Below are 26,302 nucleotides of genomic sequence, written 5' to 3'. Positions count from 1 at the left end.
CTTGCACCCACGCGAACACATGACTATGATGCGTGCCACCACGAGAGCATGCGCGAGCCCCGTGGCCTATAAGTTTCGTTTTTTTCTCACCGAAAGACCAGTTTACGGTGCAGGAAAGGATGGGGATTATGGGAACGCAAACCCCCGCGTCGCCGCAGGATGCGGCTGGCACAGGCTCGGGTGCGCACACTGCGCCCAAGGGTGCCAATCTATCCGGAATGGATTCCGGAGACCTCATTGAAATCATCAGAAAACAACCGATCGACGAAACATTCGACAGGCTCGATGTCGGCCCCGGCGGCCTTTCGGGCGACGAGGCCGCACGCCGCCAGACGCGTTTCGGCAAGAACCTGATCGAATCCGGCAAGAAACGCTCGCCCGTGCTCGCGTTTCTGTCCAACTTCACCCACCTCATGGCGATTCTGCTGTGGGCGGCGGGCATCATCGCGTTTCTCGCGGGGCTGCCCGAGCTGGGCTGCGCCGTGTGGCTCGTCAACATCATCAACGGCGTCTTCAGCTTCTGGCAGGAATATCGCGCAAGCCAGGCGACCGAGGCGCTGAAGAAGATGCTGCCCGCCTACACCAACGTCATCCGCGACGGCCAGGAGCAGAAGGTGCTCGCGGAGGACCTCGTGCCCGGCGACATCATGCTGCTCGCCGAGGGCGACAAGATCTCGGCGGACGCCCGCGTCATCGCGAGCTCCGATCTGCAGGTGAACCAATCGACGCTGAACGGCGAGTCGAACCCTTCGCGCAAAACGTCCGACGCCGTCCTCGAAGAGGGCCTGTCTGCAGCCGAGATCCCGAACCTCGTGTTCGCCGGCACGAGCGTGTCGGAGGGCAACGGCCGCGCCGTCGTCGTTCGCATCGGCATGGCCACCGAGTTCGGCAAGATCGCCAGCCTCACCCAGAACATGGAGGATGCCGAAAGCCCGCTGCAGCGCGACCTCGATCGCCTGACCAAGCAGGTCACCATCTTCGCCATGTGCATGGGCCTCGCCTTCTTCGCGCTCTCCCTGTTCGTCGTGCATGAACCCTTCGCGCAGTCGTTCATCTTCGCACTCGGCATGGTCGTGGCGTTCATCCCCGAGGGGCTGCTGCCGACCGTGACGCTGTCGCTCGCCATGGCGGTGCAGCGCATGAGCAAGCGCAACGCCCTCGTGAAGAAGCTCAACTCCGTCGAAGCACTCGGCTCCACGAGCGTCATCTGCACCGACAAGACCGGCACGCTCACCCAAAACGAGATGACGGTCAACCACCTGTGGACCGCTACCCGCGAGTACGAGGTCACAGGCGTCGGCTACGCGCCGGAAGGCACCATCGAGGCCGCGGGCACCGCGTATCGCGCCGTGGACGACCCCGACCTCGAGCTGCTCCTCGAAGGCGGCCTGCTGTGCGGCAACGCCCGCCTGCATGCGCCCGAGGAGGCGGGTCGGCGCTACGAGGTCTACGGCGACCCCACCGAGGCGTGTCTCATCGTGTCCGCCCAGAAGGGCGGCATCGACCCCGTCGAGCTCGAGCGCCGCATGCCGCGCGTGAAGGAGCTCCCCTTTGAAAGCCGCCGCAAGCGCATGACGACCGTTCACAGTCTCGAGGACCCCATCGACGGGGCGAGCCGCATCGCCTTCGTCAAGGGCGCCCCCAACGAGGTCGTGCGCCTCGCGGAGTACATCCGCGTCGATGGGAAGGTCATGCCCATGACCGAGGAGCTGCGGGGCCGCATCATGGCCGCCAACGACGGCTACGCCGCCGACGGCCTGCGCGTGCTCGCCGTGGCCTACCGTCCCCTCGGCTCCGAGGCGGCCAAGCAGGGCGTTCCGGCATCCTTAAGCTCCTACACGCCCGACAACATCGAGTGCCACCTCACGTTCGTGGGCCTCGAGGTCATGATGGACCCGCCGCGCCCCGAGGTCGCCGCCGCCGTGGCGGAGTGCCGTCGCGCCGGCATCCGCATCGTCATGATCACCGGCGACTACGGCCTGACCGCTGCGAGCATCGCGCGCCGCATCGGCATCGTGGACGGCGGCGACCTGACGGTCATCTCTGGCTTCGAACTCTCGCAGATGGACGATGACGAGCTCAAGCGCAAGCTCGGCGGCCAGGTGGTCTTCGCCCGCATGGCGCCCGAGCAAAAGCTCCGCGTCGTCACCGCCCTGCAGGAGATGGGCGAGATCGTGGCGGTCACGGGAGACGGCGTGAACGACGCGCCGGCGCTCAAGAAGGCCGACATCGGCGTCGCCATGGGTGTCGCCGGCACGGACGTGGCCAAGGAGGCCGCGGACATGATCTTGACCGATGACAACTTCGCCTCGATCGTGGCGGCCATCGAGGAGGGCCGCGCGGTGTACAGCAACATCCGCAAGTTCCTCCTTTACATCCTGAACTCCAACGCGCCCGAGGCCGTCCCGAACGCCGTCTACCTGCTCTCCGGCGGCTCCGTGCCGCTCCCGCTCACCACGATGCAGATTCTCACCATCGACCTGGGCACCGACATGCTCCCCGCGCTCGGCCTCGGCACCGAGCCGCCCGAGGGCACCGTCATGGACCAGCCCCCGCGCGACCCGGGCGAGCGCCTGCTCAACCCGCGCGTGCTCGTCAAGGCCTTCCTGTGGTACGGCCTCATGGGCTCCATCGCCGCCATGGTCGGCTACTTCCTGGTGAACATCTTGAACGGCTGGCCGGCCGTGCCGCTCGCAGGCGTGGGCAACGACGCCGACCCGATCTACATCCAGGCGACGACCATGACGCTCGCCGGCATCGTGTTCGCCCAGATCGGCCAGGTCATGAACTGCCGCACCGAGAAGACTTCCGTCTTCAAGATCGGCCTTTTCGCCAACCGCCAGATCGTCATCGGCATCGTCTTCGAGGTTGCCCTCATCGTGTTCCTCACGGTGTTCCCGCCGCTGCAGAGCGTGTTCCACACCGCCCCGCTCGGCTGGCAGGACTACGTTTTCCTCTGCTGCATCCCACCGGTCGTCATCGCGATCGAGGAGGCGCGCAAGGCATGGCTGCGCCACCGCGACGCACGCCGTGGGCAGGCGAGGTAGCCATGGACCCGTCCATATCGGCTGTCAGCTCGTTTGAATCGTTTTTCCCTTTTGTCAAGAAAGGTGATGCACTATGAACGTCATCGTCGTGGGAGTCGGCTTCATGGGCGCAGGCCTCGTGCGGCGCCTCTCCCGTCAGGGTTTCTCCGTCACCGCCATCGATAGCGACCGCGCGGCGCTCGACGCGCTCGACGCCTCCTTCACCGGCAAGAAGGTCCTGGGCGTGGGATTCGATCGCGCCGTCCTCGAGGAAGCGGGCATCATGCGCGCCAGCGCCCTCGTCTCGTGCATGGGCTCCGACGAGGCCAACATCGTGGTCGCGCACGTGGCGCGCAGCATGTTCCGCGTCCCCCGCGTGATCGCGCGCCTGCACGACCTCTCCAAGGCCGAAACCTACCGCCGGCTCGACATCCAGACCATTTCCCCCAACTCGTGGGGCATCTCGCGTGTCTGCGAACTTCTGACCTACGGGCAGCTCGACGGCGTCTACGAGGTCGGCTCCGGCGACGTGCACCTCGTTCGCGCCGACATCCCGGCGCTGCTCGGCGGCTCGACCGTGCGCGAGCTCACCGCACTCGGCGAGGTCCAGATCGTCGCCGTCTCGCGCAACAACGAGACGTTCATCCCCACGCAGGGTACTGTTCTGAATGACGGCGACATCATCTACGCAGCGGTCGCCACCTCGGCGAACCGCAAGTTCAAGCAGATGCTCGGCATCGGAGAGTAGGCGATAGCTATGCAGATTATCATCGCGGGCGCAGGCAAGATCGGCGCCCACCTGGCCAGCCAGCTGTGCGCAGACGGCGAGACCGTCACCGTCATCGAGCAGCGCGCGGATGCCGTCGAGCGCCTGCGCCGCACGTGCCCGGACTGCACCATCATCGAGGACAGCGCTGCGGACCCGCGCGCCCTCGAGCGCGCCGGCATCCATATGGCAGATGTCATGGCGGCCGTCACCGGTAAAGACGAGGTGAACCTCGTCATCGCCATGCTCGCCAAGATGGAGTTCTCCGTGCCGCGCGTGGTCGCGCGCGTGAACGACCCGGCGAACGCCTGGATGTTCACGCCGGCAAACGGCGTCGATGCGGGCGTCAACCAGGCCGAGATCCTCACGCGCTTCATCCGCGAGGGCATGAGCCTGCGCGACATGTTCACCCTCATGAAGCTCGGCCGCGACGAGCACAGCATCGTCCAGGCGACCGTGAAGCCCGGCTCGAGGGTCGATGGGATGCCGCTTTCCCACATCGAGTTTCCCGAGCAGACCATCGTCGTGGCGGTCGACCGGGCCGGCAGCCTTTCCGTCCCGAACGGACGCACCGTTCTGCGCGCGGGCGACGAGGCCGTGCTGTTCTGCAGCCGCGAGGGCAAAGACGGCATCCGGCGCCTGTTCGCATAACCGCAAGGCGGGTAATCGCGCCCCCTCTACATGACGGCGCCCCGGCGAGGTCCAAACCCAGCCGGGGCGCCGTTATATGTATATGTCCGGTGCAGCGCCTATGCGCGCTCGTCGAGGTAGCCGCGCTGCGGGCGCTTCGCGTGCAGCGCGAAGACGATCAACGCGACGCCGACGATCACCAGCGGCAGGCTCAGCAGCTGTCCCATGGTCACGAAGCCGCCGAAGAGATAGCCCAGCTGCGCATCGGGCACGCGCACGAACTCGACGAGGATGCGCGCGACGCCGTACCACGCGATGAAGCCGCCCATGAACGTGCCTTGCGGCAGAAGCGGGCGCTTTCGCGACAGCAGCTGCATGGCAACAAACAGCAGCACGCCCTCGAGCAGCGCCTCGTAGAGCTGCGAGGGATGGCGCGCCACGTCGCCACCGCTCTCGAACACCACGCCCCACGGCAGGTCGGTGGGCTTGCCCCACAGCTCGCCGTTGATGAAGTTCGCGCAGCGTCCCAAAGCAAGCGCGATCGGCGCGCCGATGACGGCGAGGTCGGCCACGGTCCAGGCGGAAAGGCGGCAGATGCGGCAGGCGACAAGACCGCCCAGAATGCCGCCGACCAGCCCCCCATGGAAGCTCATGCCGCCGTGGTTCACCGCGAAGATCTCGAGCGGATGGGCGAAGTAGTACCCGTCGCCGTAGAAAAGCACGTAGAACAGGCGGGCGCCGATGAGCAGGCCGAACACCACGCAGACGACGACGGTCATGAGGTCGTCGACGGAGATGTTCAGCCCCCAGCGCTTCTGCGTCCGGTACATCACCACGCCGGTGAGCAGCGCCCCGACGATATAGGAGATGCCGTACCAATAGATGGTGATCGGGCCCGCCGAGAACGCGACGGGGTCCAGGCTATGGTAGAGCTCGTTCAGCACGAGATCCCCCTTTCAGATGGATGGGCACGGAAGGCGACACCGGCCTGCGATGCATCGCGTCCGAGGATGCGCCTGCAGGCGATACGCGTCAATCGCCGTTCTGGGCGTCGACGGCACCGGCGTCCCGCGGGTGCGCCGCCGGGCCGCGCCGGATGAAATGCAGGCAGCGGCGGCACTCCTCCTTGATGGCGGACATGCGGTCGACACGCGGATCGAGCAGGTCCTCAAGAGAGGTCGCCTCCGCATGCCAGGGGCGCTGGCAGTGCGTGTAGACGCAGGTCGCCGGACAGGGTGAATAGCGGTCGGCCACGTTGTGCGGGCACTCGTCGACCATATAGCCGGTGAAGCCGTACACACCCTCGCAGCCGCGCACCTCCCAGCAGCGCGCCACGCCGTCAGGACCCTTCGGGTCGATGGGCGCAACGTCTCGCCCGGCCGTATGCCCCACCGCAGCGCCCGGGGCGACCCGGGTCATCTGGGGCGCCGCGTCATTGCGCGATGCCGCAGGCGCCGTATTGCGATCGCGCTTGCCCATAACTCCTCCTTGCCGCCCGCACCGGGTCATGTGCGCCCCGCGGCGGACATAGCCCCTCAACAGCGATGGGGCCGCTTGACGCGGCCCCATTCGTTCACGTTGCTTGAAGGCTTAGAACGGCGCGTACTCGTCGTACAGGTCGGTCATGCCGCCATTCATGTCGTTGACGGCCACGACGCGCGTCACGCCGGGCACATGTTCCTTCAGGATGCGCTCGATGCCCATGGAGAGCGTGAGCTGGCTCATCGGGCAGCCGGCGCAATGACCGGTGAGCTCGAGGGAGACGACACCGTCGTCATCCACACCGTGATATTCCATGTCGCCGCCGTCGGCCTGGAGATTCGGACGGATCTCGTCGAGCACGGCGAGCAGAAGCTGTTCGTTAACGGCCACAAGGGCTCCTTTCCTACAGTGATGCGCACAGGAGAATGCACGCAGGTAGCGTTTATCATATCATGACACCAAGAACTGTTCCCCGCCTGCGGTTCTCGATACGCTCCCCAAAAAAGCCCATGCAATATACCCGGTTTGGCGCCGTCAGCCGGCGAGCCCCGCGGCGACCGTCGCGAAGGCCACGATAACCCCGACGATGCTCTCGCCGCCGAGCACGCCCGACGCCACCACGACGCCCGTCTCCTCGGATGCCTCCGCGTCAAGCCCGCGCGAGGCGCACACGCGGTCGTACACCCAGCGCACCACGGCGCCGAGCACCGTCGTGAGCGACATGTAGAACGGCAGGTACACGCCGAGACCGAGCATCATTGACGGGATGCCCGCGCAGTAGAGCACCGTGCCGGCAACGAGGCCCGCGCAGAAGCCCCCGACGCTCGGGATGCCCGACACCATCGTGGCGACCACATTCGCCTGGGCGGAGACGAACAGCGCGTCGGGGCCGAATGCGTCGGGGCCGTAGGCGCCCACGAGCGCGACCAGGACCGCCACGGCCACGAATGTGCCGAGCACGGCGCCGATGGCCTGCCCCATCCACATGGAGCGCGGGCTCGTGCCGATGATCTGACCCGTCTTGAAATCGCTCATGACGTCGCCCGCAAGACCGCACGCCACGGCGATCACGCCCGCGACGAAGAAGAGCTGCACCTCGGTCGCCTCGGAGAAGGCGGCCACGAACAGCAGGACGATAAGGCCGAAGATCTCCATGGGGTCGATGCCCGACTGGCCGACCGACTGCGCGCTCATGACGGAGCACACGAAAGCGAGCAGCACCACCGCCATGGCGACGAGCGGCCCGAGCCCCAGCGCGAAGCAGACGATGAGCGCGGCGGAGGCGACCATGAGCGCAAGCATCCCGGCGTCGTAGCGCGTGATGAGCCGCGAGACGAACCCAGGTGAGCCGCCGGCACCCTTAGCGTCCACGCGCGCACGGCCCGCGCGCGCCCGACGGATAAGCGGCAGGGCGATGTCCCGGATGACCACGCCGGCGCCCGACCCCATCATGAGGCCCATTCCGAGGCTGCTCACGATACCCTGGGCGCCGACGGCGTCCCACAGGCCGAGGGCGGTACCGCCCACGACGATACCGAACCAGCCGAGCACCGCACCGAGCGCCCAGTAGATGATGGCGCGGCGACCCGCCAGAAAGCCGACGGCCCAGCGCATGGGCGAGTTCTGGATGCCGAAGGCGACGCCCGGCACCGGAAGCTGCGCCACAAGCGACGGCATGAGGCCGAGCACGTCGCGCGCAACGCACCAGAGCCCTGAGATCGCCATGGAACCGAAGAGCTTCCTGCCCGTCGATCCACCGGCGCGGCTCGCGATCAGCGTCTCAGCCGCCGCGGTGCCGATGGGGTACTCCAAGTCCGATTCCTCGACGAAGTGACGCTGGATGAGCGCCGTGCACACGAGACCGAGCAGGGTGCCCGCAAGTGCCACGGCGAGCATCTCGATCCAGTCGACCTCGTCGGTGAGGCCGAGCATCCAGATGCCCGGGATGGTGAAGGCGAGACCACCGGCAACCATGGAGCCGGCGGACATGATGACCTGGGTGATATTCGCTTCGCCAAGAGACGTTCTGCCCACCGCGCGCAACAGCACGAGCGCGGTGATGGAGGTGAAGATGGTCGGCCACGGCAGCGAGCCCATCTTGAGGGCCGTGTACACCGAGGACGCCGTGATGATGACGCAGCCGATGCAACCGATCAGCATGCCGGCTGCAGACAGCTGCCCGCGCAGACCCGCGCGGTCGCTCGTTGAGCTCATAGTATTCTCCTTCGTATATCCGCTCCCCCTCGATCGGGAAGTCGGGTTACGCCTTCGGATTATGGCAGATGGGACAAGTTGCAGCTCCATCATCTTGAGGATGCATAGCAGCATCACGGCTTCGGCCTGCCGGCCCTCCCCTTCCGTCATGCTCTAGAATGATGGCACCCTATACTGTCACGCCTGTCGCAAGGAGCGCTATGGATACCGTGCTGACCGTCGATGTGGGAAACACCACGACGCGCTTCGGCCTGTTCGCCGCGGGCGGCACAGGAGCGCCGGAGCTTATCGGCACCTGCGAGTTCACGACGGCATCGCCCCTCACCTGCGACGAGGCGTGCATCCAGATCGCCCAGGCGCAAACGCTGCTGCCCGCGGCGACGGCCGACGGGGCCATCCTCTCCTGCGTCATCCCCTCGCTGACCGACACCTGGCGCCGGGCGCTCTTGCGCGCCTGCGGAGCGCGCCCGCTTGTCGTGGGACCCGGTTTGAAATCGGGCGTGCAGATGAAATACGACGATCCCTCCGAGGTGGGGCCCGACCGCGTGGCAGATGTCGTGGCCGCGCGTGGCGCCTACGGCGCTCCGGCCATCGTCGTCGACCTCGGTACAACCACGAACTTCGAGGCCATCGATGCCGCAGGGGCCTTCGCGGGCGGCATCATCGCACCGGGCGTGGCGCTCGGCGCCCGCGCACTCGCCGACGCCGCCGCGCGCCTGCCCGAAATCGAGCTGCGCGCACCGCGTCGCGTCATCGGCCGCAGCACGCGGGCGGCCATGCAGTCGGGCGTGGTGCTTGGCGAGGCGGCGCGCATCGACGGCCTCATCGACGCCATGTTGGCAGAGCTCGGCTGCACGGACGACACGCCCGTCATCGTCACGGGCGACGGTACCGCGGCCATCGCGGCCCTGCTGCGTCACGCTGTCACCGTGGACGACACACTCACCCTGCGCGGGCTGGCGCTCCTTTGGCAGGCAAACCGTCCGTAGGACATGCAGCCTTAAGGAGCGTGTCGCATTATGGCAGGCATCCTGTCGCCTCACTCAAACCACGTGAAGATTCGCTTACGTTTTTGTCAGTCTTTTTATCTCTTGACTTGCGCCTACCCCCCCCCTGATAGACTTTCCGGCGATTTGCATGACGAAAATCTGATGGGGGCGAGAGATGGATCGGCAGGCGATGCGTGCACGCGAGCCGCACCGAAGCGCACGCACGCTCTGCGCGGTTGTGCTGGGCTTGCTGTGCGCCCTGCTCGTCTCGGTCGACCTCGCCCCGGTCTCGACGAAGGCCGTCGAGGCGCTTTGGCCCGACCCCACCGGTGCCGTCTACATCGCCCTCGAGGTCCTTTGCTCGTTTCCCGCGCGTGAGAACAGCCTGCTTGTCATCGCGCTCGGCTTTGCGCTCGCGCGCCCGATGGAACAGGTCTTTCTCCGACGCGACACCGATCTGGCGCGCGGCGCCTCCACCTGGATCGTGCCCGCCTTGTTTGCGCTCGCCATGGTGTTCGGGCGCAGCTTCGATGTCGCCGGGACCGCCGAGCTCGTCTGCGGCGGCATCTCGCAGGGCATTAAGGCAACCTTGAACTTTTCCGGTTGGCTGCTGCTCGCGCACACGGGTATCGTTTACCTCTTCAGCTTTCTCGACCGGACCTGCGCACCGTCTGGCGTCGCGCCCGCAAGCGGCACCCGCACCGCGTCGCGCGCCAGCCGTGCCCTCGCGTTCATATTCGACCGCTACCCGTTTGCAGGTCCCGCCGCCCTGCTCGCCCTCGCCTGGCTCCCCTGTCTTATCGGATACGCGCCGGGCCTGTTCATGTGGGATACCGGCACGCAGATCCTGCAGTGGTTCGGCCACCCCAACAACGCAAGCTCCTACCTGAACCTCATCGATCCTGACGTGACCATCCTCACGCAGCACCACCCGCCGGCAACGACCGCCCTCATCGGATCGTTCGTTCAGCTGGGACTGGCCCTGTGGAACAGCGAGACCGCCGGGGTCTTCCTCTACATCTGCCTTCAGTTCGTCTTGGTCATCTGCTCGTTCGCCCATGCCCATGCGGTGCTTGCGCGCGTAGGATGCGCGCGCCAGGAGCGCATAGCCGCCTTCGCCTTCGTGCTCATCGTGCCGGTCTTCTCGAACTACGCCGTGCTGCTGACCAAAGACGTCCTGTTCGCCGCGGCGCTTCTGCTGTTCGTCTCGCAGCTCATCCTGCTCGTGCACGCCCAGCGCGATGAGGGCGCGCGCTTCGCCGTCCGCGACATCGCCCTTCTCGTTGCAGGTGCCCTCGGGATGACCCTCGCGCGCAACGGCATGCTCGTCGCGGTCGCGGCGGGCGTGGCCCCCGTCGCCATCACCTGCCTGCGCACGCAGAAACGCCATCGCCCGCTTGCCGGCACGCGGCGCGGCCTGCGCATCGCCCTCGGCGTATTCATCGCTGTCGCGGCTGTCAACGTCGCCCTCACCGGCGTCGTCTACCCCGCCCTCAAGATCACGCCGGGCAGCCGCCGTGAGACCCTCTCCATCCCCTTCCAACAGACGGCACGCTACGTGAGCAAGCATGGCGATGAGCTGAGCCAGCAGGAGCGCGACGCCATCGGCGCCGTCCTGGATATCGACACCATCGGCGAGGCCTATGACCCGAACAAATCCGACGCCGTGAAGAACACCTACAACGAGGACGCGACGGCGAACGACCTTGCTGCCTACTTACGCGTCTGGGCCGACGAGCTCACGCGCGACCCGGTCTGCTATCTGGAGGCGACCGCCGCCAACTACTACGGCTATTTCTACGCCGGGCACTCCACCCGCTGGTCCTACACCTCCGAGTTCAGCCGCGAAGTTATGGACTGGGACATGCTCACGCCCTACTTCTCCTTCTCGACGCCTGAAAGCACGTTCATCACCAAGCTCGATACTCTGTGCTCGCTGTGGCGCACGGCGTTCCAGAAGCTGCCGCTCACCACCCTGACCATGCAGGCCGCCCTCTACTGCTGGAGCCTCGTCGTCTTGACTGCCTACGCCCTGCGCACCCGACACGGCAATCTGGCGGTCGTGCTTTCGCCCCTGTGGGCAATCCTGCTCATCACACTTATCGGCCCGTGCAATGCCGTCACGTATTTCCGTTACGCCTACCCACTCGCCGTCGTCATGCCGTACGCCTTCGCGTACCTCGCGCGCGGCAACCGACACCCAGAAGAGGTGAGCTCAGATGAATAATGAGACGTACCCGCTCGAAGCCGCACGCGCCGCGGCGCGCAGCAAGGTTACGGAGCGCGTCGCCGTGCTCATACCCTGCTACAACGAGGAAATCACCATCGGCAAGGTCGTCGACGTCTTCCGCCGCGAGCTGCCGGAGGCTGCCATCTACGTCTACGACAACAACTCGTCTGACCGCACGTCCGAAATCGCACGGGCTCATGGCGCCATCGTGCGCTTCGAGCCGCGCCAGGGCAAGGGTGTGACGGTCCGCCAGATGTTCCGCGACATCGAGGCCGACTGCTATCTGCTCGTCGACGGAGACGATACCTACCCGGCCGAAGCCGCCCGCGACCTCATCGAGCCGATCCTTTCCGGCGAGGCGGACATGACCGTGGGCGACCGCCTGACGAACGGGACCTACGCGCGCGAGAACACGCGGGCCTTCCACACCTTCGGCAACAACCTTGTGCGCTGGCTCATCCGCCTGATGTACGGCTACGGCTTCCACGACGTCATGACCGGTTACCGGGCCTTCTCGCGCCTGTTCGTGAAGACGATGCCCGTCCTCTCGAACGGTTTCCAGATCGAGTGCGAGGTCTCCATCCAGGCAGTGGACAAGCGCTGGCGCATCCGCGAGATTCCCATCGACTACCGCGACCGCCCGGCGGGCAGCACCTCGAAGCTTTCCACCGTCTCGGACGGCATGCGCGTCCTCATGGCCGTCGGGTCGCTCTTCAAAGACTACCGGCCCCTGAAGTTCTTCACGCTCGTCGCGATCCTCTTCGGCGTCGCCGGCCTCATCGCCGGCGTGCCGGTCATCGGCGAGTACCTGGCGACCTCGTACGTGAGCCGCGTGCCCTCGGCCATCCTTGCATCCGCTCTCATGTTCTGCGGCGCGCTGTCGCTCTGCACGGGCGTCATCCTGGACACCGTCGCCAAAAACGAGCGCAAGCGCTGGGAACTCTCCGTCTACGAGGCGCAGGAACGAGCTTTGTAGAAGTGGCTGTCCTCAAAGAACAATGGGGCCGCCCCGAAGGACGGCCCCTTTTGCAAGCTGTCGAGGTTTCGCGCGGCTACTTCCGCATCAGGCGCTCCGCGACGGCAGCGACCGCCTCCTCGGAAACCGCCCCGCAGGCGCGGCAAGAACCGCCCTCATCCTCCAACGGATTGCGCATGTCGGCATCCTCCGCGTGATGCGGACGGAAGTGCGCGTCGACCGCGTCCATCTCGAGCGGCTTGATGTGCTCGAGGGTGAAGCCCTTGCCCGCGCGCATGTTCTCCTTAGCGACCGAGATCATGAGCTTGATGCGGTTCAGCTGGTTCACCTCGGAGGCACCCGGGTCGTAGTCGACGGCCACGATGTTGCTCTCGGGGTGACGGCGGCGCAGCTCCTTGATGACCGACTTGCCCACCACGTGGTTCGGCAGACAGGCGAAGGGCTGCGTGCAGATGATGTTCGGCGCGCCGTGGTCGATGAGGTCGAGCATCTCAGCCGTGAGCAGCCAGCCCTCGCCCATCGTGTTGCACAGCGACAGCACCTGGCTCGCCTTATCCGCGAGCGCGCTGATGGGCTCAGGGCGCTCGAAGCGACGCGACTTCTCCAGGATCTCGTCGGCAGGGCCGCGCATCCAGTCGATGAGCTTGATGAGCGCGCTCATGGCCGCGCGCTGCGCGGCGGAGCTGCCGAGCTCACCGCGGTCGTTCTCCGCACCGCTCATGGCGAACAGGAAGAAGTCGAGCAGGCCCGGCACCACGGCCTCGCAGCCCTCGTGCTCGATGACGTCGACGACGTGGTTGTTCGCCGTGGGGTGGAACTTCACGAGGATCTCGCCCACCACGCCCACGCGCGGCTTGGTGCCCTCGCCCACAAGCGGCATGGTGTCGAACGCGCGCACGCTCTCGCGCACGAGCTTCGTGTAGCTGCGGCGCGTGAACGTCGGCGCCAGCTCGCGGGCCTTCGCCATGTACTTCTCGTACAGCGCGTTGGCAGCACCGGGCTCGGCCTCGTAGGGACGGCAGCGGTAGAGCATCTGCATCATGATGTCGCCGTAGAGCACCGCGTACACGGCCGCCTTCAGGATCTGCGGCGTCACCTTGAAGCCGGGGTTGTCCTCATCGAGCTTGACCGCGGAGATGGAGATGACCGGGATCTCGGGATGGCCGGAGTCCTTCAGCGCCTTGCGGATGAGCGCGATGTAGTTCGTGGCGCGGCAGCCGCCGCCGGTCTGCGAGATGATGACGGCGGTCTTCGACAGGTCGTAGCGACCGGACTCGATGGCCTCCATGATCTGGCCCGTCACGAGGATCGATGGGTAGCAGATGTCGTTGTTCACGTACTTGAGGCCCGCCTCGACGGCGCCACGGTCCGTGGAGGGCAGAAGCTCCAGGTTGTAGCCGTTCTTGCGGAAGACCTCCTTCACCAGGTCGAAGTGGATGGGCGCCATCTGCGGACAGAGGATTGTGTAGCCCTCGCGGCGCATCTCCTCGGTGAACTTCACCTTGGGGAACGCCGCCGAGGCGGCACGGCGCTGCGCGGACAGCGCGTACTTGTGCGTCGCGAACACGGGCGCCTCGTCGGAGGGCGCGACCGGAGCGGCATCGCCCTGCTCATAGGTCTCACCCACCGCGGCGGCAGCGAGCGCGCGCTCGGCCTCCTGGTCCTTGAGGGCCGCCATGAGCGAGCGGATGCGGATGCGCGCCGCACCGAGGTTCGAGACCTCGTCGATCTTCAGCACGGTGTAGATCTTGCCGGAACCCTCGAGGATCTCCTGTACCTGGTCGGTGGTGAGGGCGTCCAGACCGCAGCCGAACGAGTTCAGCTGGATGAGGTCGAGGTCGTTGCGCAGCGTCACGAGCTTGGCCGCGCGGTAGAGGCGGCTGTGGTACATCCACTGGTCCACGACGCGGATCGGGCGGTCGGGCTTCACGAGGTGCGCCACCGAGTCCTCGGTGAGCACGGCGAAGCCGAACGAGCTGATGAGCTCAGGCAGGGCGTGGTTGATCTCGGGATCGTTGTGGTAGGGACGGCCGGCGAGCACGATGCCGTGGCCGCCGTGCTCCTCGATCCAGTGGATGGCCTCCTCGCCCATCGTCTGGATCTGCTCGTGGAACTCAGCGTCCACCTCATAGGCGTAGTTCACGGCCTCGTCGATCTCGTGGCGCGTGAGCTTCGGCCCGCGCACGCGGCCGCGACCCGCCTCGGCGTCGGCCACGCGGTCGACCGCCAGAATCTCGTACAGGCGGCGCTTGAGCTCCACGCGGTCGTTATAGGGCACGAACGGGTACATGAACTCGATGTCCTTCTCGGCAAGCTCGTCGATGTTGAGACCGAGCGCGGTCGGATAGCTCATGACGATCGGGCAGTTGTAGCAGTTGCCCGCCGCCGGATCCTCCTTGCGCTCCTTGCGGATGCACGGCATCCAGATGAAGTCCGGGTCCTTGTCGATGAGGTTCATGATGTGGCCGTGGGAGAGCTTGGCCGGGTAGCACACCGACTCCGACGGCATGGACTCGATGCCCGCCTCGTAGGTCTTCTTGGTCGAGTCGTCCGACAGCACCACCGCAAAGCCGAGCTTCGTGAAGAGCGCATGCCAGAACGGGTAGTCCTCATACATGTTGAGCGCGCGCGGGATGCCCACCGTGCCGCGCGGAGCCTCGTCCGCCGCCAGGCACGCGCGGTCGAACAGCAGCTCGTTTTTCTTCTTGAACAGGTTCGGCGCCTCGGTCTTCCCCTTCTTGTGGCCCGCACCCTTCTCGCAGCGGTTGCCGGTGATGAAGCGGCGGCCGCCGCCGAAGTCATTGATGGTGAGCTGGCAGTTGTTGGAGCAGCGGCCGCAGCGCGCATGCTTCTGCGTCACGGTCAGCGTCGCGATCTCGTCGGCCGAAAGGATATGCGAGACGCCCTCGGCGCCGGCGCGGTCGCGCGCGAGCAGGGCGGCGCCGTAGGCGCCCATGCAGCCGGCGATGTCGGGACGGACGGCATCAAGGCCGGTCAGAAGCTCGAAGGCGCGCAGCGTGGCGTCGGACATGAACGTGCCGCCCTGGACGATGACCTGCGTGCCGATCTCGGACGGGTCGCGCAGCTTGATGACCTTGAACAGGGCGTTCTTGATGACCGAGTAGGACAGGCCGGCCGCGATGTCGCCCACCGTGGCGCCCTCTTTCTGCGCCTGCTTCACGCGGGAGTTCATGAAGACGGTGCAGCGGCTGCCCAGGTCGACCGGCTTCTTCGCGCCGATGGCCTCCTTCGCGAACTGCACGACGTCCATGTTCATGGACACCGCGAAGCTCTCGATGAAGCTGCCGCAGCCCGAAGAGCACGCCTCGTTCAGCATGATGTGCTCGATCACGCCGTCGCGCACGCGCAGGCACTTCATATCCTGGCCGCCGATGTCCAGGATGAACTGGACGCCGGGCAAAAACGCGCGGGCACCGCGCAGGTGCGCCACGGTCTCGATCTCGCCGGAGTCGGCCTTCAGCGCCTCGATGAGCAGCGCCTCGCCGTAGCCGGTCGTGGTCACGTGACCGATGGTGCAGCCCGCCGGGATATGCGCGTAGAAATCGGCCATGATGGTCTTGGCCGTGCCGAGGATGTCGCCGTTGTTGTTGCCGTACCAGGTGTGCAGCAGCTGACCGTCCTCGCCGACCATGGCGGCCTTCATCGTCGTGGAACCGGCGTCGATGCCGATGAACACGCGGCGCCCGCTATAGCTCGCAAGATCGCCCTTCGGCACCACCTCGCGGTCGTGGCGCTCCTTGAACTCGCGGTAGGCCTCCTCGTCGGCAAACAGCGGGTCTAGGCGCGCGACCTCGGAACCCTGGGTATCGCCGAGCGCGTCGATGGCGCGAATGAGCTCGGGGAACGTCGCGAGCTTGTTGGACTCGTGCGCCATGGCCGCACCGCTTGCCACGAACAGATGCGCGTTTTCGGGCACGATGCGGTGCGCCTCGTCGAGCTCGAGCGTGATGTAGAAGCGGCGACGGAGCTCGGAGAGGTACTGCAGCGGGCCGCCGAGGAAGGCGACGTTGCCGCGGATGGGGCGGCCGCACGCCAGGCCGGAGATGGTCTGGGTCACGACGGCCTGGAAGATCGAGGCGGCCACGTCCTCGGGACGGGCGCCCTCGTTCAGCAGCGGCTGGACGTCGGTCTTGGCGAACACGCCGCAGCGGGAGGCAATCGGGTAGATGGTGGTCGCACCCTTCGCCAGCTCGTTCAGGCCGGAGGCGTCGGTGTGCAGAAGCGTCGCCATCTGGTCGATGAACGCGCCCGTGCCGCCGGCGCAGGTGCCGTTCATGCGCTGCTCGATACCCTGGTCGAAATAGATGATCTTGGCGTCCTCGCCGCCGAGCTCGATGGCGACGTCCGTCTCGGGGATGAGGGTCTCCACGGCGCGCTTGCTCGCGATGACCTCCTGCACGAACTCCAGACCGAGCCACTGGCTGAGCAGAAGACCGCCCGAGCCGGTGATGGCGCAGGTCATGGGTAGGTTCTTGAGGAGGCCGGACGCGCCCACGAACAGATCGCGCGCGCAGGCGCGCACGTCGGTATGGTGGCGCTGGTACTTGGCGTAGACGATGTTGTTGTCATCGTTCAGCACGGCGAGCTTCACCGTGGTGGAGCCCACGTCGATACCCAGGTGCAGGGTGCCGTAGGCGTTATCCGGGTTCCAGATCGCCCCCTCGGGGACCTGCGCGTTCGACTCGGCGGCAGCGGGCGCGCAGGCGACGCCCTCTGCCGCCTGCGCGCCCGCGCTCGCGGCGTCGACCGTCGCGGGTTCGACGACCTGATCGGCCGCCTTGTCATCCGTTTTCCTCTTGAAGAATCCCATGGTTAGATCTCCTCGGTCTCAAAGTGCAGGTTCAAGAGCTTCATGCCGTATTCCGGCACGTTGATATCGATCGGTTTGCCGTACAGGTCGCCGGGGCGCACGAAGGCGATCACCGTCATGATGCGCGCCATGGTCTCGGGGCTCTCGCGCAGCCCCGTCTCGAACCAGCGCTGGATCACGCCGACCTCGGCGGTGACGACATAGCTCAGGTAATAATCGAAAAACGCGCCGAGCGCACCCGGGAAGATACCCGTCTGCATGCGGCCGGCCACCGCCTCGCGCGCCAGATCGATGAGCTTCTTGATGAAGGCGGGGTCCCCACCCGGGCCGAGCAGCGATCCGATGAGCTCGCCGCGGTCGCGCAGGTAGCTGAGCAGCTCGACCGAACCAGGGGCAGGAGCCAGCTCATCGATATTGCGATAGAGCTCGGGCAGCGTGGCCGCGCCGATGCGCGCGACCAGCTTGCGGATATCCGCCAGAATCGCGCTCTCGACCTGCTCGACGAAGTCCGGTATGTCCTTGTAATGCGTGTAGAACGTGCGCCGTGTGAGGCCCGCGCGCTCGGTGAGCGACGCCACCGTGACGCGCGAGAGGTCCTCGCCCTCGCTCAGCTGCTGCACGAGCGCGTCGAGCAGGGCGTGCTGCGAGCGCAGCGACCGCCGATCGCACTTGAACTCTGCCTGTGGCATGCAGTCCTCTCGGTTGCAATTTCACTACGCGTGCATTATTGCACACAGTGTGTACGAAATTGAGGCGAGCACGGTCTCTGCACAACTGCGAGCGCAGGAGGCGAGGACAGCTGATAGCTGCGACGGCACGGTACCCTGCTGAAGTCCGTATTCAGCCGACGGGTACCTGACGGCCCCTGACGGACTGTGCGGACAAAGTGGGCATACTAAGGGCATGCATCGAAAAGGAGTTGGTCCGCTATGTCCGTTGTTGCCGCGTTCGCCGTCCCGCACCCGCCGCTGATCGTCCCCGGCGTCGGCCATGGTCGCGAGGCGGAAATCCAAAAGACGATCGACGCCTATCGCGAGGTCGCGCGCCGCATCGCCGATCTGGCACCCGAGACGATCGCGATCTCGAGCCCGCACTCCACCTCGTACCTCGACTACCTGCATATCTCGCAGGGAGACGGCGCGTCGGGCACCTTCGCGCAGTTCGGCGACCGCGCCGACGGCAGCCGCGTGACCTACGACCGGGATTTCATCGACGCGCTCTGCCGCGCAGCGGATGCATGCGGCCTTGCCGCCGGGACAGCGGGCGAACGCGATCCCGAGCTCGACTGGGGCGTGCTCGTGCCCCTGCATTTCGTGCAGGAGGAATATGCCCGCAGGCGCGACGCCGGCACGGAGCCGCCCGCCTACCGCGTCGTGCGCATGGGTCTATCGGGCCTCTCGCCGCGCGACCATTACCGCATGGGCCAGCTCGTCCAACACGTTGCCGACAAGCTGGGGCGCCGCGTGGTCACAATCGCCTCGGGTGACCTCTCCCACAAGCTGAAAGATGACGGCCCCTACGGCTTCTCACCCGATGGCCCCGTCTTCGACGACTACGTCTGCCGCGCGTTTGCCGACGGCGACTTTCTCGCTCTTCTGACCGCCGACCCCGGCATGTGCGAGCGCGCCGCCGAATGCGGGCTGCGTTCGTTCCAGATCATGGCGGGCGCCCTCGACCGCACGCCGGTCGCACCCGAGCTGCTCTCGCACGAAGGTCCCTTCGGCGTGGGATACGGCATCGCCGCGTTCACGCCCACGGGCCCCGCCGGCACAGACGAAAACCGCGCCTTCGCCGAGCAGTACGATGCGTGGCATGCCGATGCGATTGCGCGCACCCGCGCCGCGGAAAGCCCCTGGGTCCGTCTGGCGCGCTTCTCACTCGAATCGTACGTGCGCGAGGGCAGGCGCATCGACCCGGCATGCGACCTGCCCGCCGACCTCGCCGCCGCGCTGCCCGACGAGCTCACCTCCACGCGCGCCGGCGCGTTCGTCTCCCTCAAGAAGGACGGCCAGCTCCGCGGCTGCATCGGCACCATCCTGCCCACGCGGGACACGCTCGCCGCCGAGATCTGCGCAAACGCCATATCGGCGGGCTGCCGCGACCCGCGCTTCTCGCCCGTGGAGGCCTCCGAGCTCCCCGAGCTCGTCTACGACGTCGATGTCCTGTCCGCCCCCGAGCCCATCGACGGCCCGGAGGACCTCGACCCCAAGCGCTACGGCGTCATCGTCAGCGCGAGCCGCGGTCGGCGCGGGCTGCTGCTGCCCGATCTCGACGGCATCGACACGGTCGAGGAGCAAATCCGCATCGCCGCGCGCAAGGGCGGCATCAACCCGGACGAGTCGAGCGTACGGCTCGAGCGGTTCACCGTCACGCGCCATCTGTAGGGCTGAAAGCCCGCGCGCCGCGGGCAGAATCGAGACGCCATGGAAGCTCGCGAACCATATGCGACCTGTACGGTCTGCCCGCATCACTGCCGGCTCTCCCCCGGACAGCTCGGCGCCTGCCGCGCCCGGCGCAACAGGGACGGCGCGGTCGTCGCCGACAACTACGGACGCGTGACATCGCTTGCCCTCGACCCCATCGAGAAGAAGCCGCTCGCCCGCTTCATGCCGGGAACGCTCGTCGTGTCGCTCGGGAACTACGGATGCAACCTGCACTGCCCGTTTTGCCAGAACGCCGAGATATCGCAGGCAGGAAAGACACAGGTTCCATGGCGGGACCTCTCCCCTGAAGAGCTCGTCGCGCTCACGGCCGACGCACGCGGGCGAGACCGGCGCGTCGTCGGCATCGCCTATACCTACAACGAGCCGCTTGTGGGCTGGGAATACGTTCGCGACTGCGCCCGCCTCGCACACGAGCACGGCCTCGTGAACGTGCTGGTGTCGAATGGATGCGCCGCGCGCTGCGTTCTCGACGAGCTGTCGGGTCTCATCGACGCGGCGAATATCGACCTCAAAGGATTCACCGATGCCTTCTACGATGCCTGCGTGGCGGGTCCAGGCGCGCTCGCGTGCGTGCGCGACACCATTGCGCGCCTGGCAGCGGACCCCGCATGCCACCTTGAGGTCACCACGCTTATCGTGCCCGGCATGAACGACACGGAAGACGAAATCGACGCGGCGGCGTCCTGGCTCGCTGGGCTCGATGGCGGCCGCGGCGCCGACACGATCACCTACCACGTCACCCGGTTCTTCCCCCGCTGGCACATGCGCGACCGCGCGCCGACGCCCGTCGAGACCGTCTACCGGCTCGCCGACGTAGCGCGCCGCCATCTCGCGCACGTCTACACGGGCAATTGCTAGCCCCGCGGCGGGGCGCGACGCCAAGGACTCCCCGCCGCCTACGCACCCGCGCATTTCGCGACGTTGTGGGCGTCAGCGAGCACGCGGGCGATGTCGGCGACGATGACCATGCCGCGGTCGGCGATCTGCGCGGGCAGCAGGTCATACCGGTCAGCGACAGCACGCCCCGCCGCCTACCGGAACATCATGATGTTCCGAAGGCAGGGGCGGCAAGCGGGCGGCAAGCGGGCGGCGACGCACACGAACAGACGGGCCGCACCCGCACGGCATCGCTACTCGATGCGCGTGTAGGCGGGAACCCGGCTCTGCCTCCTCAGCGTCGCCAGAATGTGGCGCGGCACGGCGTGCAGCGCGCAGGGGCCGATCACGGTGCCGGCCGCGCGCTTCGCCTCCCGGCTGCCGTTCGCCGTCGCGTAGGCGTGCTCGAAGCGCTCGAGCATCGCGATGTCGTTGCCGCCGTCGCCGTAGACCGCGACCTCATCCTCCTCGATGCCGTAGAAGCGCGCGAGCCAGGCGATCGAGGCGCCCTTGTTGACTGCCGGGTCGGTCAGCTCGAACATCACCGGCGAGAACGGCGCGTTGACCACCAGGTCCGCATGCGCGGCGACAAACGCCTTCAGCTCCTCGGCGCGCGCCGGGTCGGGCACGCGGCAGTTGACCTTGAGGACCTCGCGCTCCAGCAGGACGGCCAGCGGCGTCTCGAAGTGAATGGAGCTCTGGAACGTCTGGCGCATACCGCGCATGGCGATCTGGCGCCACCACGGGTCGGAGGAGAAGCCCGCCATGCGCATGTCCGCCGTGCCCGTGGCGAACATCCCCTCCAGCGTGACGCATTCGAAGCAGATGTCGGGAAATGCCGGCACGAGCTCCTCAAGTAGCCGCGGCTGGAGCGGGAACGTCTTGAGCACGCCCTCGGGGCCGACCACGATCGACCCGTTGCCGCTGCACATCTCGACCGGCAACCCGTCAAAGCCGTGCTCGCGGTTGGAGAGCATGGTGCGCCCGGTGGCGAGCACCATGTGCGCCCCTGCATCGGCCACCGCCCTCACCGCGCGCGCCACGGTGCGGTCAACCTTGTGAAACGCGTTCAGCAGCGTGCCGTCCAGGTCGGCGGCGAACAGTTTGATCATGTGGGTCCCCCACTCTCGCGAATCTGCCGCCCTCCATGGTACTCCCAGCCGAGATGCAGACCGCACGTGACCTACCGCGCATGACGCAACCCTGACGGGACGGCGCGCATGCGCATGCGCGCAAAAAGACCGGGGCCGCCGCATGCCGAGTTGATATCGGCACGCAGCGGCCCCGGGCACGAAGGCACGGTATCGACCATGGGTGGAAGGCGCGCTACCCGAGCGCGACGTCGAGCACCATCATGATGACGAACCCCACAATCACCCCGAACGTTCCCACGTTGGAATGCTCGCCCAGATGGGCCTCGGGGATGAGCTCTTCGACGACCACGTAGATCATCGCGCCCGCGGCGAAGGAGAGCAGCCACGGCATGAACGGCTCGATCCAGGAGGACGCGAGCACGACGAGAATGCCGAAGATGGGCTCGACGATACCCGACAGGCTGCCCATGACGAACGCCCGCCGGCGCGACATGCCCTCGCGCACCAGCGGCAGCGAGATGGCGGCGCCCTCGGGGAAGTTCTGCAGGCCGATGCCGAGCGCCAGGGCAAACGCCATACCCAGATACGCCTCGCCGGCAGCGCCGGCGGTTTGCGCCGCCATGGCGAACAGCAAGCCCACGCTCATGCCCTCGGGGATGTTGTGCAGCGTCACCGCGGAGACGAGCAGCGTCGTGCGCTTCCAGCTGCTCTGCAGGCCCTCCGGCTCGTCGGAATCCATGTGGAGGTGCGGCAGCAGGCTGTCGAGTAGCACAAGGAACGCCACGCCGAGCAAAAAGCCTCCCGCAGCGGGGATCCATCCGATCTGCCCCAGCGCCTCCGCCTGCTCGATAGCCGGGTTCAGCAGCGACCATACGCTCGCCGCGATCATCACGCCCGCCGCAAAGCCCAGGAAAATGTGGTGCATGAGCTTGCGCTCGCTGCGGAAGAAGAACACCACGGCAGAGCCTGCCGTCGTCATGAGCCACGTGAAGCCGCAGCCCAGCGCTGCCCACGTCAGGGCGCGCATCACCTCGGGAGAAAACATAGGGAACCTCGTTTCCAAACTTCTGCCGAGCGCAGCGCACCGACAGATCATCTTGTATTACTGCTTATCCCCGCACAACCGAAGCGCATTCACCTCCGAACGGGGCAGACGGCGCCGCACCATCCGAAAACGCCGACCGGGGCGCTCCACACCAGATGCCGTCGCGCCGAGCATCTGCGGGCACGCTCCCGCGGGCGCGCCCGCGTCGGCGCCGCGGCGCCGCGCTCCGTCCTCGCCTGCATCCGCCTCGTCTGCGCATCCTCGGCCGCAAAAGCCTTTGGCCGAAACGCCTTTAACGCAGGAGCCCCGCAAGACGCGGATACACCTCATCGAGCGTGTCGAACATGCGCCCCATGGCGGCGATGCCGAACAGCCCCGCAACCTCCGGCACGAGGAACACGTCGCTTTCACACGTCAGCATGGCGGACTCATCGATCACGTATTTCAGCCAGCGGTACTCGCCGTTGAGCGCGTTGATCTCCTCAAGTGCCTGTGCACGCATCTCCGGGGCGACCTCGCCGAGTGGAAGCGTCTCGAGATGGGCGCCGCGGTCGTTCACGCGGATGAGGATCGTCACGCGCGGCACGTGGGCGCCCGCCCAGCCGACGCGCACGGTATCGAACACGTTGGTGTCGTCTTCGGGGGTGTCGCTGCGGTGCTCGATGCCTGCCGCGCGCATCTCGTACATCAGCGCACGCGTATTGTCGTACATGAATGGTCCTCTCGTCTCTTCCCGAAACTCCACGAGCAGCATACAGCCGCCTGTCCCCGCAGGGTACCGCTCCCGATGGGGTCCGTCGACCCTGGCGGGCATATCCGCCGGATGCGCCCGGCATGCCGGATTCGACTGCATCCGAAATGTTATCGCACCTATCATATTTCATCATCACGCACACCGCTGCGAAAACGGCGGCACGCAGCCGCCTCGCTCTCCGCCGCCCTCACCGGACGAGCCGCCCGCCGCGGCGCGTATACTGCCGTATGGAGCAACCCTCGCACACTCGCCACACATCGGGCGTCGTTTTGTGAGACACTGAATTTCTTGAGGGAATGAAGGCCCATAGATGGGATTGAATCTTTATGGGGAGGAAGCGCACAGCATGTACCTTTCGCGCATCGCAACACCTGACGATGTCAAGGTGCTCGACCGTTGCGAGCTCCCCTTGCTATGTAGCGAAATTCGCGAGGCCATCATCGCCAGCTCCGCTGCCGTGGGCGGCCATGTCGGCCCCAATCTCGGCAGCATCGAGCTGACGGTCGCCCTGCACCGCGTGTTCAACTCCCCGCACGACAAGATCATCTTCGACGTCTCGCACCAGACCTACGCCCACAAGGCGCTCACCGGCCGCGCGCGGGCCTATCTCGATCCGGCGCACTACAACGAGGTGTCGGGGTTCTCCAACCCCACCGAGTCCGAGCACGACCTGTTCGCCATGGGCCACACCTCGACCTCCATCGGCCTCGCCCTCGGCATGGCCTGCGCGCGCGACCTCGCGCACGACACCTACGACGTCGTCGCCATCATCGGCGACGGGTCGCTATCCTGCGGCCTAGCGTTCGAGGGGCTCGATAACGCCGCCGACTACACCGGCGGCCTCATCATCATCGTGAACGATAACGAGCAGTCCATCGCCGAGAACCACGGCGGCCTCTACCGCAATCTCGCCGAGCTGCGCGCAAGCCGCGGCACCGCGCCGAACAACCTCTTTCGCGCGCTCGGCCTCGACTACCGCTACGTCGGCGAGGGCAACGACGTCCTCGCGCTCGTCGACGCCCTCGAAAAGCTGCGAAGCTGCGACCATCCTGTCGTGGTACACGTGCATACGCGCAAGGGCATGGGGTTCGCGCCCGCCGAGCGCGATCCGGAGGGCTGGCACCACGTGGGTCCCTTCGATCGCGAAACCGGCCAGAAGCTCTCCTCCCGCACCGCGAGCGCAGGCCCCGACTACGCCGAGCTGACCGCCGCCGCCCTCATATCGCGCATGCAGGACGATGAAAACGTCATCGCCATCACGGCCGCGACCCCCTACATCATGGGGTTCACGCCGCAGCGCCGGGCGCAGGCGGGTCGGCAGTTCGTCGACGTGGGTATCGCCGAGGAGTATGCGGTCACGTTCGCCGCAGCGCTTGCCCGAGCGGGCGCCAAACCGGTCCTCGGCATCTACGGCACGTTTCTGCAGCGCGCCTACGACCAGCTGTGGCACGACGTCTGCCTGAACGGCACGCCCGCCACCATCCTAGTCTTCGGGGCATCCGTGTTCGGCACGACCGACCAGACCCATCTCGGCTATTTCGACATCTCGATGCTCGGCAACATGCCGGGCCTGCGCTACCTGGCGCCCACGGGCCCCGAAGAGTACCTGGCGATGCTCGCTTGGTCGCTCGACCAGCGCGACTGCCCCGTTGCGATCCGCGTTCCCGTGGCGCTGCCCTACCCCGCCGCCGCACTTCCGACCGATGCGGCCTTTGATGCGCCGGCCTATCAGACGGTGCGGACGGGCTCGCACATCGCCATCCTCGCCCTGGGAGACTTCTTCGTGCTCGGCGAGCAGCTGGCGGCAGCAATCGAGCAGCGCGCGGGCATCGTCCCGACGCTGGTGAACCCGCGCTTCGTCACCGAGCTCGACAAGCCCTACCTCACCGAGCTCGCGCAGACGCACGACCTCATCATCACGCTAGAGGACGGCGTGCTCGAGGGCGGATGGGGCGAGAAGATCGCCCGCTACCTCAGCCCGCTCGGCACGCATGTGCGCTGCCACGGCGTGCACATCGGCTTCCCCGACCGCTACGTACCCCAGGAGCTCCTCGCAGAGAACGGCATGACCGTCGACGCCATGGCCGAAGACGCGCTTCGGCTGCTGGGCACCATCGAGTAGGGACGGCCCTGCTATCAAGCGGAGCGGGCATCCTGCCGTTCGCCGACCGCTGAACGGCAGGCGAAACATCCTATCTACCATAGGGGGTATAAACGCGAGCGGTGCGCCGCGTGCGCCCGCCTGTCCGAACCCGTCTCGATGGAAGCCCGCTCATGCTCGACCACCTCATATCCGCGTCAACGACCTCGATGGCATGGCCGCCTACTACGAGCGCGTCATGGGAACCCTCGGCTACCACAAGGGCGTCGAGTGCCCCGGCGGCGTGCAGTTCGTGAACGATGAGGACGGCGACGCCGTGTGGATCTCGCCTGCCAAGGAAGGCGTCCCGGTCGCGCCCGGCCACTACGCATGGCGCGCGAAGAGCGCCGAGGCAGTTCGCGCCTTCTACGAGGCGGCGCTTGACGGCGGCACCGACAACGGCGCGCCGGGACCGCGCGACTACCACCCGGGCTACTACGCCTGTTTCATGCTCGACCCCGAGGGCAACAACATCGAGGCTGTCATCCACGACTACCAGGCTTGATGCCCAACCACCATCGCCCTCTCCTTCTGAAGCGGCCGCTTACGGCCGCTTTTCATGTTGTATGGCACCGAGAAACCATGGCTTCCGACGCAATTGCAGCAGCCCGCCGAAAAGGCAGCACGACATCGCCCAAGGCGACGCCGTGCACTCAGCCTCCTCCAAACGGGGCCGCTTGCCCCGGGCTACCCTTCGCGCGGTTGCCCCACACTCTCGAGTTGTTCCAAATTGACGCTATTAGGTGCTCTCTTGGGCGGGACCCAACCAACGACATCGATCCGCTGAGGAAAAACCCTGTTGGGC

Annotated in this window: 19 protein-coding genes; 10 read left to right on the top strand and 9 right to left on the bottom strand. The window is 66.6% G+C overall.

Features of this window, described 5'->3' with window-relative positions; genetic code table 11:
• Positions 1-218: 218 nt before the first annotated feature.
• The 3 genes from H6A21_RS05480 to H6A21_RS05470 all read left to right on the top strand — a co-directional run bounded on the left by H6A21_RS05480 (position 219) and on the right by H6A21_RS05470 (position 4,443).
• Positions 219-3,047 (top strand): cation-translocating P-type ATPase, encoded by a 2,829-nt coding sequence (locus H6A21_RS05480; protein WP_204561122.1) that lies wholly within the window; start codon positions 219-221, stop codon positions 3,045-3,047.
• A 73-nt stretch (positions 3,048-3,120) separates the two neighbouring features.
• Complete coding sequence (locus H6A21_RS05475; RefSeq protein WP_204561120.1) at positions 3,121-3,774, top strand: potassium channel family protein; 654 nt, start codon at positions 3,121-3,123, stop codon at positions 3,772-3,774.
• A gap of 9 nt (positions 3,775-3,783) precedes the next feature.
• The gene (locus H6A21_RS05470) at positions 3,784-4,443 is read left to right on the top strand and encodes a potassium channel family protein (protein WP_204561118.1); all 660 of its coding nucleotides are present in this window, start codon (positions 3,784-3,786) and stop codon (positions 4,441-4,443) included.
• Between the two features lie 98 nt (positions 4,444-4,541).
• On the opposite strand, the gene lgt is transcribed toward H6A21_RS05470, so the two are convergent.
• The 4 genes from lgt to H6A21_RS05450 all read right to left on the bottom strand — a co-directional run bounded on the left by lgt (position 4,542) and on the right by H6A21_RS05450 (position 8,118).
• Positions 4,542-5,366, bottom strand: coding sequence for a prolipoprotein diacylglyceryl transferase (gene lgt, locus H6A21_RS05465; RefSeq protein WP_204561116.1), 825 nt, complete (start codon positions 5,364-5,366; stop codon positions 4,542-4,544).
• A gap of 88 nt (positions 5,367-5,454) precedes the next feature.
• Positions 5,455-5,901, bottom strand: a complete 447-nt coding sequence (locus H6A21_RS05460) for a hypothetical protein (RefSeq protein ID WP_204561114.1) — start codon at positions 5,899-5,901, stop codon at positions 5,455-5,457.
• Positions 5,902-6,012: 111 nt separating this feature from the next.
• Positions 6,013-6,294, bottom strand: coding sequence for a NifU family protein (locus tag H6A21_RS05455; RefSeq protein WP_204561112.1), 282 nt, complete (start codon positions 6,292-6,294; stop codon positions 6,013-6,015).
• 144 nt (positions 6,295-6,438) lie between these two features.
• On the bottom strand, positions 6,439-8,118 hold the full coding sequence (locus H6A21_RS05450; RefSeq protein ID WP_204561110.1) for an OPT/YSL family transporter: 1,680 nt from the start codon (positions 8,116-8,118) through the stop codon (positions 6,439-6,441).
• A gap of 200 nt (positions 8,119-8,318) precedes the next feature.
• Here H6A21_RS05450 and H6A21_RS05445 point away from each other — a divergent pair, with 200 nt between their 5' ends.
• The 3 genes from H6A21_RS05445 to H6A21_RS05435 all read left to right on the top strand — a co-directional run bounded on the left by H6A21_RS05445 (position 8,319) and on the right by H6A21_RS05435 (position 12,313).
• Positions 8,319-9,107 carry a type III pantothenate kinase gene (locus H6A21_RS05445; protein WP_204561108.1) on the top strand — a complete coding sequence of 263 codons (789 nt, stop codon included), beginning with the start codon at positions 8,319-8,321 and terminating at the stop codon, positions 9,105-9,107.
• Positions 9,108-9,282: 175 nt separating this feature from the next.
• On the top strand, positions 9,283-11,334 hold the full coding sequence (locus H6A21_RS05440) for a DUF6020 family protein (RefSeq protein ID WP_204561106.1): 2,052 nt from the start codon (positions 9,283-9,285) through the stop codon (positions 11,332-11,334).
• Positions 11,327-12,313 carry a glycosyltransferase family 2 protein gene (locus H6A21_RS05435; protein WP_204561104.1) on the top strand — a complete coding sequence of 329 codons (987 nt, stop codon included), beginning with the start codon at positions 11,327-11,329 and terminating at the stop codon, positions 12,311-12,313. The genes H6A21_RS05440 and H6A21_RS05435 overlap by 8 nt, the downstream gene beginning before the upstream one ends.
• A gap of 76 nt (positions 12,314-12,389) precedes the next feature.
• On the opposite strand, the gene H6A21_RS05430 is transcribed toward H6A21_RS05435, so the two are convergent.
• On the bottom strand, positions 12,390-17,144 hold the full coding sequence (locus tag H6A21_RS05430) for a 2-hydroxyacyl-CoA dehydratase (RefSeq protein WP_239462683.1): 4,755 nt from the start codon (positions 17,142-17,144) through the stop codon (positions 12,390-12,392).
• A 2-nt stretch (positions 17,145-17,146) separates the two neighbouring features.
• Complete coding sequence (locus H6A21_RS05425) at positions 17,147-17,833, bottom strand: TetR/AcrR family transcriptional regulator (protein WP_204561102.1); 687 nt, start codon at positions 17,831-17,833, stop codon at positions 17,147-17,149.
• A gap of 240 nt (positions 17,834-18,073) precedes the next feature.
• Between H6A21_RS05425 and amrA the strand changes: the two genes are divergently transcribed.
• The gene (amrA, locus tag H6A21_RS05420) at positions 18,074-19,528 is read left to right on the top strand and encodes an AmmeMemoRadiSam system protein A (RefSeq protein WP_204561100.1); all 1,455 of its coding nucleotides are present in this window, start codon (positions 18,074-18,076) and stop codon (positions 19,526-19,528) included.
• Positions 19,529-19,567: 39 nt separating this feature from the next.
• Positions 19,568-20,446 carry an AmmeMemoRadiSam system radical SAM enzyme gene (gene amrS / locus H6A21_RS05415; RefSeq protein WP_204561098.1) on the top strand — a complete coding sequence of 293 codons (879 nt, stop codon included), beginning with the start codon at positions 19,568-19,570 and terminating at the stop codon, positions 20,444-20,446.
• Between the two features lie 272 nt (positions 20,447-20,718).
• Here the strand turns inward: amrS and H6A21_RS05410 are convergent, their stop codons facing one another.
• The 3 genes from H6A21_RS05410 to H6A21_RS05400 all read right to left on the bottom strand — a co-directional run bounded on the left by H6A21_RS05410 (position 20,719) and on the right by H6A21_RS05400 (position 23,315).
• A complete protein-coding gene (locus tag H6A21_RS05410) occupies positions 20,719-21,576 on the bottom strand; it encodes an HAD hydrolase family protein (RefSeq protein ID WP_204561096.1) in 858 nt (285 codons plus the stop codon).
• 214 nt (positions 21,577-21,790) lie between these two features.
• Positions 21,791-22,603: a ZIP family metal transporter gene (locus H6A21_RS05405; protein WP_204561094.1), complete on the bottom strand. Its 813-nt coding sequence runs from the start codon at positions 22,601-22,603 to the stop codon at positions 21,791-21,793.
• A 292-nt stretch (positions 22,604-22,895) separates the two neighbouring features.
• On the bottom strand, positions 22,896-23,315 hold the full coding sequence (locus H6A21_RS05400; protein WP_204561092.1) for a YbjN domain-containing protein: 420 nt from the start codon (positions 23,313-23,315) through the stop codon (positions 22,896-22,898).
• Between the two features lie 388 nt (positions 23,316-23,703).
• Between H6A21_RS05400 and H6A21_RS05395 the strand changes: the two genes are divergently transcribed.
• Entirely contained in the window at positions 23,704-25,479 is a 1,776-nt protein-coding gene (locus H6A21_RS05395; protein WP_204561090.1) for a 1-deoxy-D-xylulose-5-phosphate synthase, read from the top strand.
• A 13-nt stretch (positions 25,480-25,492) separates the two neighbouring features.
• Positions 25,493-26,002, top strand: coding sequence for a VOC family protein (locus H6A21_RS05390; protein WP_342636065.1), 510 nt, complete (start codon positions 25,493-25,495; stop codon positions 26,000-26,002).
• Positions 26,003-26,302: the final 300 nt, after the last annotated feature.

The organism is Collinsella tanakaei (genome assembly GCF_016902615.1).
Classification (GTDB): Bacteria; Actinomycetota; Coriobacteriia; order Coriobacteriales; family Coriobacteriaceae; genus Collinsella; species Collinsella tanakaei_A.
The sequence above is the reverse complement of the archived record's forward strand: the minus strand, read 5'-3'. Positions and strand labels throughout refer to the sequence as shown.